General features: G+C 37.7%; 14 protein-coding genes. 1 reads left to right on the top strand and 13 read right to left on the bottom strand.

Annotated elements, in window-relative coordinates:
• Positions 1-4: 4 nt before the first annotated feature.
• The 5 genes from CA265_06065 to CA265_06045 form a co-directional block, all read right to left on the bottom strand.
• Positions 5-1,138 carry a family 88 glycosyl hydrolase gene (locus CA265_06065; GenBank protein ID ARS39261.1) on the bottom strand — a complete coding sequence of 378 codons (1,134 nt, stop codon included), beginning with the start codon at positions 1,136-1,138 and terminating at the stop codon, positions 5-7.
• Positions 1,138-3,309, bottom strand: coding sequence for a beta-xylosidase (locus CA265_06060; GenBank protein ID ARS39260.1), 2,172 nt, complete (start codon positions 3,307-3,309; stop codon positions 1,138-1,140). The genes CA265_06065 and CA265_06060 overlap by 1 nt, the downstream gene beginning before the upstream one ends.
• A 15-nt stretch (positions 3,310-3,324) precedes the next feature.
• Positions 3,325-4,650: a neuraminidase gene (locus CA265_06055; protein ARS39259.1), complete on the bottom strand. Its 1,326-nt coding sequence runs from the start codon at positions 4,648-4,650 to the stop codon at positions 3,325-3,327.
• A 140-nt stretch (positions 4,651-4,790) separates the two neighbouring features.
• On the bottom strand, positions 4,791-8,834 hold the full coding sequence (locus CA265_06050; protein ARS39258.1) for a hypothetical protein: 4,044 nt from the start codon (positions 8,832-8,834) through the stop codon (positions 4,791-4,793).
• A 118-nt stretch (positions 8,835-8,952) separates the two neighbouring features.
• Positions 8,953-10,608, bottom strand: a complete 1,656-nt coding sequence (locus CA265_06045; protein ARS39257.1) for an arylsulfatase — start codon at positions 10,606-10,608, stop codon at positions 8,953-8,955.
• Between the two features lie 215 nt (positions 10,609-10,823).
• Here CA265_06045 and CA265_06040 point away from each other — a divergent pair, with 215 nt between their 5' ends.
• Positions 10,824-11,006 carry a hypothetical protein gene (locus tag CA265_06040; GenBank protein ID ARS39256.1) on the top strand — a complete coding sequence of 61 codons (183 nt, stop codon included), beginning with the start codon at positions 10,824-10,826 and terminating at the stop codon, positions 11,004-11,006.
• 139 nt (positions 11,007-11,145) lie between these two features.
• Here CA265_06040 and CA265_06035 read toward each other — a convergent pair whose 3' ends face one another.
• The 8 genes from CA265_06035 to CA265_06000 all read right to left on the bottom strand — a co-directional run bounded on the left by CA265_06035 (position 11,146) and on the right by CA265_06000 (position 17,329).
• The gene (locus CA265_06035; protein ID ARS39255.1) at positions 11,146-12,999 is read right to left on the bottom strand and encodes a hypothetical protein; all 1,854 of its coding nucleotides are present in this window, start codon (positions 12,997-12,999) and stop codon (positions 11,146-11,148) included.
• A 121-nt stretch (positions 13,000-13,120) separates the two neighbouring features.
• Positions 13,121-13,402 carry a SelT/selW/selH selenoprotein gene (locus tag CA265_06030; GenBank protein ID ARS39254.1) on the bottom strand — a complete coding sequence of 94 codons (282 nt, stop codon included), beginning with the start codon at positions 13,400-13,402 and terminating at the stop codon, positions 13,121-13,123.
• A gap of 440 nt (positions 13,403-13,842) precedes the next feature.
• The gene (locus CA265_06025) at positions 13,843-14,046 is read right to left on the bottom strand and encodes a hypothetical protein (GenBank protein ARS39253.1); all 204 of its coding nucleotides are present in this window, start codon (positions 14,044-14,046) and stop codon (positions 13,843-13,845) included.
• Between the two features lie 293 nt (positions 14,047-14,339).
• Positions 14,340-14,888 (bottom strand): DNA polymerase III, encoded by a 549-nt coding sequence (locus CA265_06020; GenBank protein ARS39252.1) that lies wholly within the window; start codon positions 14,886-14,888, stop codon positions 14,340-14,342.
• Positions 14,889-14,891: 3 nt separating this feature from the next.
• Positions 14,892-15,539: a hypothetical protein gene (locus CA265_06015; protein ID ARS39251.1), complete on the bottom strand. Its 648-nt coding sequence runs from the start codon at positions 15,537-15,539 to the stop codon at positions 14,892-14,894.
• 1 nt (position 15,540) lies between these two features.
• Positions 15,541-15,843, bottom strand: a complete 303-nt coding sequence (locus tag CA265_06010; GenBank protein ID ARS39250.1) for a hypothetical protein — start codon at positions 15,841-15,843, stop codon at positions 15,541-15,543.
• Positions 15,833-16,378, bottom strand: a complete 546-nt coding sequence (locus CA265_06005; protein ID ARS39249.1) for a transposase — start codon at positions 16,376-16,378, stop codon at positions 15,833-15,835. Before CA265_06005 ends, CA265_06010 begins: the two co-directional genes overlap by 11 nt.
• 495 nt (positions 16,379-16,873) lie before the next feature.
• Entirely contained in the window at positions 16,874-17,329 is a 456-nt protein-coding gene (locus CA265_06000) for a hypothetical protein (GenBank protein ID ARS39248.1), read from the bottom strand.
• Positions 17,330-17,331 lie beyond the last annotated feature (2 nt).

Raw genomic sequence — 17,331 nt, 5'->3', positions numbered from 1 at the left:
AAATTTAATTTTTATTCGATAAATAGCGGTACATTTCGCTTCCTGCCAATAAAAAGGCCCCTATACCAAAATTCGCAGTAGAATTTACATCAACCACCTGACCCGGAATGGCTTTCTCCCCTATCGGCTGTACATAACCTAGTTTACCGTTAGGTTGCAATGCGGTTCTGCTTAGGTATGTCCATGCTTTTTGTGCTGCAGGTAAGTAGGTTTTTTCTTTTAAATAGCCGTTGTTAATCCCCCACAATAAACCATAAGTAAAAAAGGATGTGCCACTGGTTTCAGGTCCCGGGGCGTGTTGCGCATCGAGGATGCTTCTGGTCCAATAGCCTTCTGCCTGCTGGCTTTTAACAATTGCTTTGGCCATATTCAGGTACTTGGTTAAATATTCATTGCGGTGCGGATCGTTAAGGGGCAGATCTTTCAACACTTTCGCCAAACCTGCAAATACCCAACCATCGCCCCTTGCCCAAAAATCTTTTTTACCATTGGCACTTTTATGTTTTGGATAAACGTATTTGGCATCGCGATAATAAAGTTTTTCCTTTTTATCGTACATAATACTGTTGGCATACCTAAAATATTCGTACAGTTTATCCAGGTATTTTTGATCGCCAGTTACCTTATAAAGTTTGGTCATCACTGGCATTACCATGTACAAGCCATCGGCCCACCACCAATAATCGCTGTTGGGTGTGCTCATTTCGTATTGCATCACCTCTTTTGCCCTTGCAATTTTATATTCTTCGGGTTTTAAGTGATAGAGATCGATATAGGTTTGAAAGCAGATTTGCCAATCGCCAAACAGCACATATTCATCTGTTTCGCCGTATTTATATTTCCATTTGGATTTATCGGTCGATTTTGCACCCATCCATTGGTTATAAACGGCCCAGTCTTCTGAATATTTACGGTAAGTTTCATTTCTGGTAATTCCGTAAAGTTCCATATTTCCGGTATGGTAAGCAGCATGATCCCAAAAAGCACGTACTTCGGGTTTATTGTTATTTTGCCAATAGGCATTTGCGCGGTTAAGCATTTCGAGCACTTCTTCTTTTGAGGTTGAAGTTTGTGCATTTAGCACAATGCTGCTAAAAAACAACCATAAAAAAAGTAACTGGTATAATCTTAATTTCATTAGTGTATGGGTTTAATGCCGTTTACTGTTGGTACTACAGGTTTAATGGTTCCATCTTCGTTAAATTCCATTTTATCGATGCAAACCTCTCGATTGTACCCTGCAGCTCTTCCCATCAAAATGCCTTTTGGCCTGCTAAAGCGATGGTAAACCATGTACCATTCGTCTTTTCCGTTAACTTTGATCACGCTGTTATGCCCTGTGCCGTAAATACCTTGTGTTACATCTTTGGCCAGAATCAGGTTATTTTCCGGAATGGTTATTTTACCCGTAGGTGAATCAGAAAAACCATAACGTACCCTATAATTTTCGCTCCGGGTATCATCTTCCGACCATAAGAAGTAATACTTTCCATTGCGATAAAAAACTTCTGTACCTTCTCTAAAACCGTTGTTTGGCGTAATGATTTTAATCGCAGTGGTATCAATCGAAACCATATCGTCATTTAATGGTGCAACCGCCATATAACCATTTCCCCAATAGAGATAACTTTTATGGGTTTGAGGATCGTTAAACACATCAGGATCAATCTCCTGACCACCTTTAATCCCTTTTGGTTTACCAGAAATTAAAGCCTTTCCACTGTCCTTAAACGGGCCCGCCGGATCATCAGCAACAGCAACTCCAATTTTCTGGGCCGCTGTAAAATAATAGAAATACTTGTACACACCATTAATCTTTTTTTCGATGATGGTTGGTGCCCAGGCATTCTTTTTTGCCCAGGAAACGTCTTTTTCAAGGTCTAATATTTTGCCTTCATCTTTCCAGTTCACCAGATCGGTAGATGAGAAACTTTTAAAATAGGTGCCGCTCCAATTCGTAAAACCATCACTGGTTGGATAGATGTAATATTTCGAAGTTTTATTGGAATATAAAATTTCAGGATCGGCATAATAACCTTTTAAAACAGGATTATTGGCTACGGAAACGTTTACCTCGTAGGTTTTAGCTTGCTGACCGGCAATGTATAGCTTAATTTTCACAGGACCTTTAGAAAAATCGAGTTTTCCTTTTGGTGTAATGCTGATTTGATTAAAGGTATTAAACTGCGGATCGAAAGCCTTTAAATCTGTCCCATAGTTTACAGGCAGATCAACTTTTTGGCTTACACTATCTAAAACCATATTATTTTGATTGATGGCCTTATTTTCTGGGCTAAGCAAAACAGACCCAACGCTATACCACTGATGGAGCAACCGGTTTAACTCTTGTTGATTTATTGGCAAAATAGTGCCGTGCCGAGGGTGAAAATCCATCGTGATATCCTGATCTACTACACTAAAATTTGCCAGATCTTTGCTTTTGGTAAACTGATAGCGGCCTTTCATGTACACATCGTACATCAGGATATATTCGTCACTCTGGTTCAGTTTAAAAACGCCTGCTCCTTCTACCGCTTCTTTGGTTTGCTGCAAATATTTATCCTGCAACACATAACCTGTTGTTAGCTGATCAGAAACCGCTTTTTTAATGCCATTACCATTACCTTCTGTTTTAAAGAACAGATTGTATTTTCCTTTATCGTAGATAATATCTCCATCAATACAAGAGCCATTGGTTGGACTAAAAAAGAGCTGCTTCGGAACGGTTTCCAGGTCCGTAAAATCAGCATTGGCGTAAGCATAATAAATTTTATCAGGATCATCGCCATGTTTCATCGACCAGTAAACCATGTATTTTTTGGCAATTTTATCATAAATGGTCTGCGGTGCCCAAACGCGGAGTAAATTTTCGTTATTTGGAAAACGTTTTTGAATATTAACCACTGACGATGTCCAATGGATCAAATCATTCGATTTCAACAATACCATGGCTCTGTTAGCATTCCATCCATTTGCCGAAACCATATCGGTAGCCACCATATAAAAGGTTTTGCCATCCTCACCACGCAAAATATGTGGATCGCGAACACCTCCGGTACTGCTGATCTTTTCAGAAGAAATAACCGGATTATTATTATTTAAGGCTTTGTAGTGGTAACCATCGGTGCTTACAGCAAAACGGATTGCTTCTTCTGCTTTAGCGTTTCCGGTAAAATAGGTAAATAAATAAGCTGTGTTTTCTTTGGATGCCCCGGTCGTTTTTTTGCTTTGTGCCTGTACCAGATTTACAGATACCATAAACAAAACAGCAAGCAGGGAAAATTTATATTTTACAATAGGATATTTCATTTCAACATTAATTCGTTATTTATTTTTCGGTTTCCAATCCAGGGCCTGCACAATTGTTGGTGCCTGGCTGGCCTTTCCTTCGCCATCTATCTGGGTAACATGCTGTAAAAACAGACTCAAAATCCCTTTACTTTTCCAAAGTTCGGTATCATAAGTGGGTTCCCAATCACCAACGCTTTTTTGAGTAAGGTCTTTAATCTTCCAGCTTCCTGTTCCAAGCTGATCATTCAAAGCAACGGAAACTTTGTTTCCCCGTTCAGTATCTCTGAACAACAACCCCGCAGCATATTGTTTTCCATTTGGCCACACGATAATCTGTGGCCTCGAAATCGGAATCTGTTTAGTACCCCCTCCACTTAAACTAAAAGCCGTTTTTCTAAAATTAAGGTTGCTGACTTCCCAATGGTTACCGGTTTTAAAAACCAGGTGATATTGTGGTATAGTTTCGTTCGCATCGCGCCAATAACCAGCTATAAATACGTTGCCCTTGGCATCAGCAAACATCGACGTTTGGTTAATCAGCTCACTTTTTTGCGGAATTTTAAGCGCATATTCGGCATTAGATGCCGTAATGGGCAGGCTATATTTTTCATTGGTAGATTTTAACCAGCTTAGTCCGCCATCCGTAGATTTAGCATAACATAAATCGTGGTTACTGGCTACATCAGGGCTTTCGCGCCACACCCACGATAAATGAATGGTTCCAGCCTGATCTACTGCCACCTGCCAATAGGCATTTCGCTGTCCTTCGCCATCAATCATCCCATCCTGTACACGCGTCCAATTTTTAGTCTTCAGGCTATAACGGTTGATCATCAGGTTTCCATTTCCGGAGCCCCCATCACGGTAAAAAAACAGAAGATCGCCATTCGCCAACTTATAAAATTCTGGATAGCTAACTTTATTTTCTTTTGCAGAAAGCATAGTTTCCTTGGTCCCTAAAGTTAGGGAACCTGCTGAAACCGATTTTGCATAATTTAAATTGTTGTTATGCTGACCCCAGGCCATATGGAGGAAACCATCGCCATCTATCATAATGCTAATTGATTTATGGGCATCGGTCGCATCACCTTTATAGGGGGTGGTAACTACTGTCCAGCGCGTTGAGCCAATTTTGCGTTTAGCCAATACCACATTTTGTTCCTGATCATAATAAGCGGCATATTGGCTATCTTTAAAACTGACCAAAGAATTTTTACGAAAAATAACAGCATTTACCGAGTTGTTTGCCCATCCGTTACTGGCAATGGTACTCCGTTGTGTTTCTTGTGCCGTACTCACCAGGCTGATGCCGATGAATGTACAGATTAGATATATACTTTTATTTAGCAATTGATACATTATACGGTTAGGCTGCTCAGTCTTTACATTTGGTGAAGCCGAAGTACCGAATTTTTTAAGCTTTACACAGGGGGCTAAATCATACTTTGCAGGGGGCGTTTTAAGATAAACAGCTTTAAAAGCCCAAAATAGCGTAACTTTTATGTAGTGGCATTAATATTATAGTATTTATGAAAACTTTTCCGGTGTTTCTTTATAAATTCTGATGGCGTTAATTTAAACAGTTTTTGAAACTGTTCTCTAAAGTATTTACTATCATTTATGCCTACCCTAAAAGCGGCTTCGTTAATATTCAGATTGGTATTGATTAACAATTCGGCAGCCTTTCTTAACCGGATAAACCGGATAAAACCATTTACAGACTGACCTGAAGTGGCTTTAATTCTTTTGTAAAGATTAGAATGGCTCATGCCCAGATCAGATGCCAGTATTTTTACGTTAAAACTATCTTCCATCAGATTTTCTTCAATAATCATAATGCATTTTTGAAGAAATCCTTTGTCCTCCTGTGATACTTTATGGGCATCACTCTTTAAGGTTATTTCATTGTAGAAATAAGACTGAAGATTGGTCCTGTTTTTAATAATGCTGTTAATTTTAGCTGTAAATAGCTCCCTATCGAAAGGTTTACTGATAAAATCGTAGGCACCAACTTCTATTCCTTTAAGTTTTACCTCAGGACTCGGGTCGCCGGTTAGCAGAATTACCGGAATATGGCTCAGGGCAGAATCGTCTTTAATGGCCTTACAGAGTTCGATACCATTAAGGCCATCCATGTTTACATCAGAGATCACAATATCAGGTAAATATTCTTTACAACGCTTTAATCCATCGGTACCGTTTTCGGCTTTATAAATTTTGAAGTTTTCCTGAAAAATGTGCCTGATGTAATCAATAATTTCAGGGTTATCATCAATCACTAGAATTGAGTGCAGATCTGAGATGAGCAATTGGAGGTTACCCACATGCTCTGTATCGTTATTTTCTGCTTCTTCCTCTTGCGCAATGAGCTCATTTACATAGGTTAATTCGTTTTGAAAAACACCGCTATGCTGCAAATTGGGTTCTCCTACCGGAATATCGATCAAAAATATGGTACCCATCCCCTGGTTAGAGCGGAACGAAATTTTCCCTTTATGTAATTCTACAAAGTTTTTGGCCAGGTAAAGCCCAATACCGAAACCCATCTTCAGCGATTCGTTCGACATTACCTTATAAAATTTATCGAACAACTTTTCGCCCACATGCGCCGGAATCCCCGGACCACTATCGCTCACCTCAATCTGCACGCGCATGCCAAGTGGTTTAACGCTAAATTTCACAAAACCGCCTTTTGGCGTAAACTTAAGTGCATTAGAAAGCAGGTTAAAAAAAACAATTTCGAGTTTATCTTTATCTGCATAAATATCCAGTTCTTCTTCTTCACACTCAAAAGTATAGTCGATGTGATTTTGTTTTGCCAGATAGTTAAAGCAGAGAAAAATTTCGTTCGTAAACTTGTACAGGTTGATCCTTACAATTTTCAAGGTATCATTTTCACTTTCCGTCTTTCTAAATAGCAATAACTGATCTACCAGGCTTAACAAACGCCTCGAATTGCGGTAAACTATATTTAAATCGTTCTTTTCTGGTCCCGGATCTTTTTTAAGGATAATATCTTTAATCGGATTAACAATTAAGGTTAAGGGCGTTCTCAGTTCATGTGAAATATTGGTAAAGAAATTCAGTTTTTTCTCATTCAGATCCTTTTCACGCTCCATTTTAAGGTTGGTAATTTCTACTTCATGTTTCAATCTTCTCTGGCGGTTGCGGTAAGTTTGAAAAAGGTAAAATATGGACGATCCGATAATAAGATAGATGGTATAGGCCCACCAGGTACGGTACCAGGGTGGTAAAATCCTAATCACTACAATTTTTTCATTGTTGCTCCAGGCGCCTTCAGTATCGGTACTTTTAATATGGAGCTTATATTCGCCTTCATTTAACCTGGAATAATAGGCCGTACTTAACTTGTTTACATAATTCCAGTCTCTGTCCCAGCCTTCCAGGTAGTAGGCATAAGAAATCTGATCCTGAAAGGAGAATTCTATTGCGGCATAATCGATAGAAATCACGGCATCACTAAACGGAATTTCTATGCGTGCCAAATTAATAACAGAGATATCGTTATAAGCTGAGTCCTGATCAAGCGGAATATTGTTGATCCTAAAATCGGTCAGCACCATTTTAGGTATGCGCTTATTTTTCTTAATGCTATCGGGCGAAAACAAGTTAAAGCCCCCAATCCCGCCAAATAAAAAATTACCGTTTGCGAGTTTTAATGCTGCGTTATAATTAAACTGATTGCTTTGTAAACCATCAGTAGCATAATAATTTTTAAAGCTATGGTGCCTAACATCAAATCTGGATAAGCCATTGTAGGTACTGCACCATAAATTACCTTGTGCATCCTGAAGGATATTGAGCACCGAATTACTTGGTAATCCATCACTTTGGATATACCGCTTTATTTTTTTGGTTTCCGGATCAAAAAGCAATAAACCTCCGCCTTCGGTGCCGATCCATATCTGGTGATTAAAATCTTCCTGAATGGCCCTAATGGCAAAGTTGATCTTCGTATAGTTATGTTTTTTGTTTACCGGATCGATTTCGATCAGTTCGGTATAGTTCCCTGCCCAAAGCCTGCCTTTCGAATCCTGAAATAAACTGTGAATATCCTTTAGTTTAGTATCAAAAAGTTCAAATTTATCGATGCTTTTATTGTAACGATACAATGCGCCACCTTTTGTGGTACCCACCCAGATATTTTGTTGTTTGTCTTGATAAAGTTTCCAGATATTAATATCGTCAACACCTTTAGAGGTATTATAACAGTTATAGTGGACAAATTTTCCAGTTGTTTTATTAAAACGATCTATCCCGCCGCTAAAACTGGCCACCCAGACATTGTGGTCTGCATCATTTAAAATACTGGTAACAAAATTACTGGTTAAAGAATTTGGATCACTGGTTTTTGCATAATTGGCAAAAGTATTTAGCTTTCGGTTCCAGACGCTTAAACCACCTCCATCAGTCCCGATCCAAATGTTTTTGTTTTCATCTTCGCTAAAAGAGAGCACAAAATTATTAATTAGAGAATTACTTTTTAGCGGGTCATGTTTAATGGTGGTAAACTGTTCATTTTCGGTATCAATGATATTTACCCCACCACGCAGGGTTGCAATCCACTTTCTCGATTCATGGTCTTCGTAAACCTGCGCAACAGAATTACTGCTGAGCAAACCTTTTTCTTTTCCTGCAGACAGGTAACTTGTTTTTTGCTTTTTGGTATCGTAAACAGCAACCCCGCCTCCATCTGTCGAAATCCAGAGTTTTTGTTGCCGATCTAACAACAAACCCATAATATTCTCATTGTTTAAGTGCTGGTTAAACTTGCTGATGCTAGCTTTTACTTTATCAAACTGAAAAAGTCCGCGTTCTGTTCCAAGCCAGAGCGTTTGCTTAGTATCTTTTGTAATACAAGTTACCGAGCTTAGGGCAGCAGTTACTAAACGAACTTTATTTTGGTCTTTATCATACTTACAAAGCCCCACATCCTTAATAAAAAGCCAGAGGGTTTGATCATCATCAATGTATAAAGCCTTTACTGTAAAGTCGAAATTTTTACCAAAAGGGATTCGTTCTGCCAGGCTGCTGTTCTTTTTGAGCATGAAAAGGCCTTTTTCTTCGGTAGCTACATAAACAGCTAAAGCCTGACTTATGGCAATGGAATTAATGGCATAACTTACCTCATTTTTACGTCCCTTGTCTAAATAAATCAGTTGATGAAACCTGGAATCGGCATAATCATAATAGGAAATTCCCTTTTGTGTACCTACCCAAACCCTGTTTTTCGCATCCCCATTCAGTACCGTAATGTGATTATTGACCAGTGAATGTTCATCTCCCCAACCATTTCTAAAAACCTTAAAATGATAACCATCGTAACGGTTTAATCCGTCATAGGTACCCATCCACATAAACCCAAAATGATCCAGGTATAAAGAGTTTACCACATTATTAGACAGGCCACTTTCTACACCCAAATATTTAAGGGGAATAGCTGTAGACTGGGCAAAACAAATGCCTGTACCCATCCATAAAAAAAATATGAAGCAAGCAGTTTTTTTTTGAATAAGGAGCATAGAAATAAACTTACCGTGGCATACCTGGTATGAAACGAATATACATATTTTCCTAAAAAATAAGCTAGCGCTCCTGGTTCGCTAAACAATAAGATTCTTTCTGTGCTGAAACACAGCACTATTGAGGTAATATCCGGGCTACTTTTTTCTTTTTCGCCTGTATTTTAACCACCTCATCATAGGGAACAACACCTGCAAATGCAGCCCAATTCTGGTATGCTTGAGTTAATTCTGCAACTTTGGCTGGCATTTTTGTAGCCAGATCATTTAATTCGGATCTATCCTTGCTTAAATCGTAAAGTTCCCATTTAACCGGCTGACCGGCGCTGTATTCGCTTACCAGTTTGAAGTTTCCTGATCTAACAGCGGCATTACCTTCGTGCTCCCAGAAAATTGGTTGCTGATGCACCGGCAATTCTTTGCCTTGTATTAATGGCAACAGGCTTTTTCCCTGAAGCGGAATAATTGGATTTCCTTTATACTGGCTAGGATATTTTGCCTGGGCCACATCAACAATCGTTGCCATAATATCGGGTAGAAAACCATACTGATCGGTAAAATGCCCTAATGAACTTTTAGGTATTGCTTTTGGCCAGTGTACAATCAGCGGCGTACTAATACCACCTTCATTTACCCAGTGTTTGTATTTTTTAAATGGTGTGTTAGAAGCATTGGCCCAGGATTGACCATAACTGAGCATATAGCCTAATTTAGTACCCAAATTTTGAGGTAAACCACCGCCAAGTTCACCACCTTCGGCACATGCACCATTATCAGAAAGGAAAAAGATTAAGGTATTATCTAACTCACCTGCGGCCTCAAGCGTTTTAATTACACGGCCAATGTTCTGGTCCATACGATCGATCTGTGCCGCATATAATGCCATACGATGATCCATTTCATCTTGCTTTTCAGGCGAAAGTTTATCCCAGTCTGCGCCATCATCCTCACTCAGTAGCGAATTACCGGTTATTACACCCAGCTTTTTCATGCGCTCATACCTTTCGCGCCGCAGGGCCTTCCAGCCATTTTTATATTTACCTCTGTATTTCTGAACATCGGCAGCTAATGCATTTAATGGCCAATGTGGACTGGTATAAGCCAGGTACATAAAGAAAGGGGCTTTACTTTCCTTTTTGTTTTCATCTAAAAACTTTATTGCATAATCGGTAAGTGCATCTGTAAGGTAAAAATTTTCGCCTTCTGGTGCTATTTTATGGTTCATGAGCATTAATCCGCGGCCACCAGATGGATTAAAATAATTTGTTGCACCTGCCAGTAAACCGTAATATTTATCGAAACCACGCTGCAAAGGCCATCTTTGTTCGCCATGGTAGCCTACATGCCATTTACCGCTCATTAAAGTTTGGTAGCCTTTTGTTTTTAACACTTCGCCGATGGTTACACATTTATTGTTTAAACTGCCCTGGTAACCAGGCAAGTTATAATTGAAACTTGTACTGTCTTCCGGATCGTTAGACATGTGCCCGATACCTGCCTGATGTGGATATAGCCCCGTTAATAATGACGCCCTGGTTGGGCAACACCTGGCGCTGTTGTAAAATTGCCTGAAACGGAGACCGCCCGCAGCAAGTTTATCCAAATTTGGTGTAGCGACCTCACTGCCATAACAACCTATATCGGCAAAGCCCATATCATCGGCCATTATCAATAAAATATTTGGTGCTTTTACCGGAGGAGATACTTTTGGTTTGGTACCACTAAAGAAAATTAGAAGAGCGAGACAACTAAAGATTGAAAAAAGATTATTCATGATCAGGTTTACAGTAAAACTTTATTAATTGACGATATAAAATCGAACTATTTAGGTTTAAATAACCAGCTTAATAGTCGAAATAGATTTAACTACCTGTAGATATTCCAGGTAAGAATAAATCCGTATTATTTCCCTTTACACAATAACTTGATTTTTGAATTTGAGACAAAAATCCTATTCAAAAATGCTATCTAAGCCTATTTTTGCTCTCTATGACACGTATTGATGCGATGACTCCAATCCAAAGATTGGAACAATTAAAGGTTGGCGATGTTATTTCCGATGCACTAGGTAGTTCTGGTGCCATTAAAAGTATTGAAGTTTTAAAAGGCAAAACTTTTTTAACCTACTATTTCAGAATCAAATCGGGCAAACTTATACTAGCCTTAAGGTAATAACTTGCAAAAAAAGCCTTTTCAAATCTATACAAAATAGATAGATTTAATATACATAAATTTCAAATATTCTTAATCTGCTGTTTTTGAGAATGATACATGGATTTTAAAAAGATTAAGAGGCGGGAATTTTAACGAATCAAACAGGCAACTCGATAAAAAAGATTGTGCCGCTAACGGGTTTGCGTTCAAACCAGATTTTGCCTCCATGGGCTTTAACAATTTGCCTGGATATCGCTAAACCAAGCCCGAAAGGTTGTTCTCCGGCCGTTCCAGGACGTCTGGCTTCTGTAAACATGTCGAAAATTTTATCTTCTATTTCAACAGGGATGCCAATCCCTTCATCTGCTACCCCTATTCTTAAGTAACCGGCACCTTCTTCCATTCTCACCTCAATTGTAGCCTCATTAGGACTAAATTTAATTGCATTGGTAATCAGGTTGCTGATAACCCTCCAAAGTTTTTCCCTACTGGCTAAGAGTATTACCGGTTTAACATGCAATATAAGATGTTGTCCTTTTGCTTCGATATTACTTTGCAACAGTGAAACACAATACCGCAACATTTCGGCTAAATCAATTGGTTGCTTGCTTAGCATTTCTGTTTTGAACTGCGTTTGCAGTAAATCGTTCACCAGTTCGAGCGAATCTTTACTTGAACTTTGAATTACCCTGAGCATTTTCTGGTCTCCATCCGAACGCCCTCTCTCTTCAATCATTAATGAGGTAATGGAATATATACCCGCAATTGGGCTGCGCAGATCGTGGGCTACAATTTTTAACATATTGGTATTATCGGCCTGACTTTGCTCCAGTGCATTAAGTGTTTCGCGCATCTGGTTGTTCTGATTGGCCATCTGCTCATTTAGCTTATGTATGCGTTTTAAATTTTTTCTGATCACAATGATCACTGCTAGGGCAAGTAAACAGGCAATAGCCGTTATAACCAATAAGGTATTTTGATATTTAGATCGCTCTACTAAAGCATCTATCTGTTGTTCTTTAAGTGCATAATCAAGATAATCTACACTGGATATGTTATTGATTTTATCCTGCTCCTCTTGCAATAAAATCAACTTGTGGCTATATATGGCTGCAGTGCTATTATCGCCTTTAAGGGTATAAAAATCGAATAATTTTCTGGCCAGTATCTTACTGTAAATTAGAAAGCCATTTTTATCAGCAATGGCAAGCCCTCTTTTATATTGGTTAACGGCTAATGTTTCATCCTTTGCCATTAACTGATCGCCCAGGTCTAAAAGCATGTCCATTGATACGTAATAGAGCTTTTGATTAATTGCGCTATCCAACGCCTTTTGAAGGAACGATATTCCCCGCTGAAATTCTCCGTTTGCAATGAACTCATCGGCAATAAGCTGATCAATGGCCAGTAAGGTTCTTTTGTCGTTATATTTTAAAGCAATGCCCTTCGCTTTGTTAATGCATTTTGCTTTATCCACAGCTTTAAACTTGTTCGGATAAATTAAAAGATAGTTGTAAATAACGAGCGACATGATGGAATCCTGTCTCAGCTCCTTACCTTTTTTAACAGCTACATTAAACCATTGTACTGCTCGCTGATCTTTATCAAATTCTTTGTAAACCATGGCAATATTCATGGTTGTTTGTACAACATTGATAGAATCTTTGATCTTGCTGTACACGGTATGGGCTTCGTTGTAATAACGTAGGGCAAGTTGCAGGTCGCCCTTAATGTCAAAAAAGACGCCTAGATTATTCAGCGCATCTGCTTTGCCTTTAGCATAATCGAGCCTGATTGCAATTTCACGGGCCCGGCGGGTATAATAAAAAGTGCTATCTACATTTTTCTCATACATCAACATTCCAAGTCTGTTCAATGCATCAACATATTTAAGACTATCGCCAATGGTTTTCATCGATATCTTTATTCGCGTTGTTTCGGATAACTGGGCAAAGCCAGCTAAACGCAAAAAAAGCAGCAAACAGATAAACAGAAAACCCTTTCTTATCATAAACGCTAATTAAATATGATCAATTTACTTGAGGTAAGTATAAGCATATTTTCAAATGTTTAACCTAATTTTAATAACCGGAAGTTTTTTTGAACAACAGTACGATTTAATGCTGACTAGGTTATTTAACATCAGAGTGCCCAAGGTTCATGTCTGGATTCACTTCATCACGAATAAGCTGTTTCAATTCTTTAATTTCAGGGAAACGCTGCATCTCTTTTCTATCAAAAATTAGTTTTTCACCAACCAAAATATTAAAAACACCAGATGTTTCACTTGGAATTAAGGTTACACCTTTTACCTCATCAACAAATGTGGTTAAAATCTCTTGAGCCATGTAAGCCGAACGTAGCATCCAGCCACATTTGGGGCAATAGGTAATGCTAACCAGTGGTTTCTCCATTTTTATTTTTTTTTACAAGGGTACAAAAAATATGGAGGGATGGAAAATTGATGAAGAAAAAAATGGATGATGGAATGTGCGGAAAACAGCGATAATGATATCTTTTGCCTGGTAGATCAGCATCAAATTGCTAAAGTTGTTCATGCCTTTTATGATCTGCTAAACCACACTGAACAAAATGAACTAAACAAGTTTGCCCTATTCTGGCGCAAGTCTTAGCGCCCGGAGCTTAAGTGGTGGCCCGACTTGTGTCCTGGTTAAACCAATTGATCAATACCAATCAATCCTTTCCCTTCTTCATAAGCTATAGCACTACTGTAGAAATAGTCTGAGGCATTTGCCACCAGCCCAGCCTCAACCGGTTTATTATGCAGGTAATTAATCCGTTCTGCAAAGATATTGAGGTGAGGATCTAATTCGATGAGATGATTATCCTGCCGTCAAAACTGGAAGTTTTTATTGTTGCTGTTTTGTTGCCCGGCTTTAGCAAACAAGTAAAGCATCCATTCTTTTCTGCTTTCGATCATGCTATCTTTTATTTCTTTTAAGATCCTAACTATTGAATACTTCTTTAAATCGCGCATCATGTTGGGCAATAAATATCCCTCCCTGCTACTCACCATTAAATGTACATGGTTGCTCATAATTACCCAGGCATGCAGGTTAAGGCCTTTTTCTTGTATAATAAGTTAAACTTTCCAGTTGCAGGTCTCTGTAAATAGTACGCGTAAAAACATCAATTCATCCCATAACTGCAAAAGAAACAAAGCATATTGCTGTTGAATCATGAAACTTATATTTTATGCTCATGATTAAAGATAAATGATTACAAGAGATAATAAGGCATTTAAAAGCACAAGTCATACAGCGCACCGCCTTGCCCACTAAGACTTGCGCTAGTAGTGGTTCAAGTTGAACCAGGTGAAAAAGAAAAAAATTAATTATTCAAAATTCGATGAAGGATTCTTGCAATATTATATGCATCATCCACTCCACGGTGGTGGGTACCTTTTAATGGGATATCCAACATTTTAAGTGCACCTGCCATTCCTTCCTCATGATCCAATTTATTTTTTAAGGCAAACAAAGTTTTAACATTAATGTGCGACGGACCAAAAGGAAAACCAACACCCATAGCAGCACATTGACGTTGAAACTGCTTTAAATCGTAAGCACCAAAACTTGCCCATACCCTTTTTTGAGATAAATATTCTTTTCTTAAGATAGAGCAGGCCTCTTTAAATGAAATACCATCTTTAACCACCATTTCTGGGGTAATGGTGGTTAATGCTGTGCAAAAGGAGCTAATTGTTGATCGTTCTGGTTTGATCAAGATCCCCCTGTTATCGGTTATCTCACCAGTTTGTATATCCAGTAAACAGACACCAATTTCTATAATATCGCTTTCCATACCTACTGGGTTTGCGCCTTCCCAACAGGTAGATTCGACATCGATGATTATAATTTTATCTAATATGTTTGGCATGATTTAAATATTTGGTGTATTGGGGATTAATGGCAATGCCCTATGATAATAAGGATGATCTTCCCATTTAAAAAGCGGTCTTATCAATAAATTATTTAATACGTTTTCATTATCACTTATCCTATAATTATCATCTTCAAAACCAGGCAAATTGACTTCAACTATTATTAAATCCTCTTTATAATAAAAACTTAATTGACCAAAATCAGGTAATCCATCTATATCAATATATTCATCATGTATCGTTAAATAAAATTTCTTTTCAATGGACTTTATTTGAGAACTATTAATATCTAAAAATTCTGTAGCAACTCTCCTATCCTGATTGTCAAATAGAGTCTTACCTTTTGATATAAGATCAGTTCCACCGTATGTTTCCCACTCTCTTAGTGTAAAGGTACCCACAGACTGAGTATTTAAATAAATTTCAGTCGATATCCAAATATTAGAAAACTCCAAAACAATAGCTTGTTTATCTTCGGTTGAGGACAAATAATAAGTCCCACTATCTAATTTTTTGTCATAATAGGAATCTATTCTTTTAACATTTCCATTCTCATATTGTAGTTTATCATAATCTCCTACATTTGGCAGCTGTTGAAGCGTCATATCTTCACCATAAAGATTCTTATATTTAATTGTTGTGCTCATATCAATTATATTTAAATGGCATGTAAGGTCCTAAATCTAATCTTGATCCTTTTAGAGTTATGGAAAAGTTAAGCCCTTCTATCCCAGTCAAACTTAGTTTTCCTTTCGCTCTCATATTAATCAAAATATCTAAATCTATTTTATCAAAAATCACATAACTAAAATTACCATTATCTCTTGCATACTTTATTTTTTTCAGCAAACTTTTTTTAATATCTCCTTTAAAAGTGTACCTAACAAAGATATTCCCCTCGCTGGCGCACGCGTGCCGCGTGTGCATTTCTATATCTCCTTTACAGTTCATCTAAATCTATCAACCCCCTACCTCCACTATAATCTATTGCACTGCTATATTTCCAATGCCAGGCCTCGTTAACAAAACCTGCTGTTACCGGATTATCATGCAGGTAATCTGCCTTTTGCTCAATAACTACCGTACTCCACAATTCTATGGGTTTATTGTTGTGTTGCCAAAATTGATATCCTTTAACGTTACTGCTTTTTAAGCCTGCCCGCTCAAACATCCAAAGCATCCATTCTTTTCTACTTTCCTGACTATTCTCTTTAATTGCCTTGACAATTTCTTTGGAAGTATATTCTTTTATCCTACCTAGTAGAATATCTGGATTATGATTTTTTGCACTAAATATTAAATGTATGTGACTTGGCATAATACACCAGCAATAAAGTTCTAAACCCAGATTTTGCTTACAGTAAATTAAGCTATCAACCATAATATCGCAATATATCGGTCTAACAAATACATCTATCCAATGTACTGTTGCAAAACTTACAAAGTATAATCCTCCTTTATTATAAAATTTATATTTACGGCTCATTTCTTTAGGTTTTTCACATGTGACACACCTGTGCCAGTAAAAGTTTTTACGCTTTATTTTTTATAAAAATACAGGATGAATTAACCATTTTAGCTGGGTAGCTGGCCAGATAATGGTTTTATTTATAGAGATGATTGTAATTTACAATATAAGAAAATGACCGAAAATAAAATTGTACTTTCTTAAATATTTTGGTGGGCTTGAGTATCGATTGTAAATAACTTTACTCGTAAAGGATTTCCTTTTGCTATACTCCTATTTAAGAGACCAATGAAATTACGACCTCTTAAATAAACGAGTGTGTGAATTGCTTAATTATGTTGCACACGCGGCACGCGTGCGCTAGCGAGGGATATTTAGCCACTTAATATCTGTACAAATATCTTAAATCAAAAAGACCGCGGCAATAGCGGTCTTTTAAGATGTTATAGCTTTTATTTTCACACGCGGCACGCGTGCGCTAGCGAGGCTTCATTACTTCTCATTATCAATTATTTATTTCCATTTTATATTCATATCGTAATTAGTTGACAACCATGTTCCTTGAAGCATCTGTATCAGTGCATTAAAAACACGAATCAGCTCATTTACCGGAAATTTCTTATCGAGATCCATTTTCCAAAGCTCATCTTCGGATGGTATAGCTTGCAGCTCTTCTACACTAATATAATTCCCTCTGGTTTGCAAATCAATAATGATATTTTGTAGAAGTTGTGTCATATTATTTTCTTCATCCATACCAATTAACCTATCATCCCATCTAAGAACAATATAACCATTTCTCCAACCATTTATTTTAGCCTCGCAATCCGCTAATAAAATATCTTTATTGACAAATGTATATTTTGCTTTTTTGAGTTCTTGATAAATAAATTGAAAGATCAATTTAGCATATGTTTCATGAATATAAAACCCTTTGCTCCCCTTATAACCTAAGAATGTAGTTGCCATGT

Source organism: Sphingobacteriaceae bacterium GW460-11-11-14-LB5 (assembly GCA_002151545.1).
In the GTDB taxonomy this organism is placed as follows: Bacteria; Bacteroidota; Bacteroidia; order Sphingobacteriales; family Sphingobacteriaceae; genus Pedobacter.
This window is presented reverse-complemented; position numbering and strand designations above follow the sequence as displayed.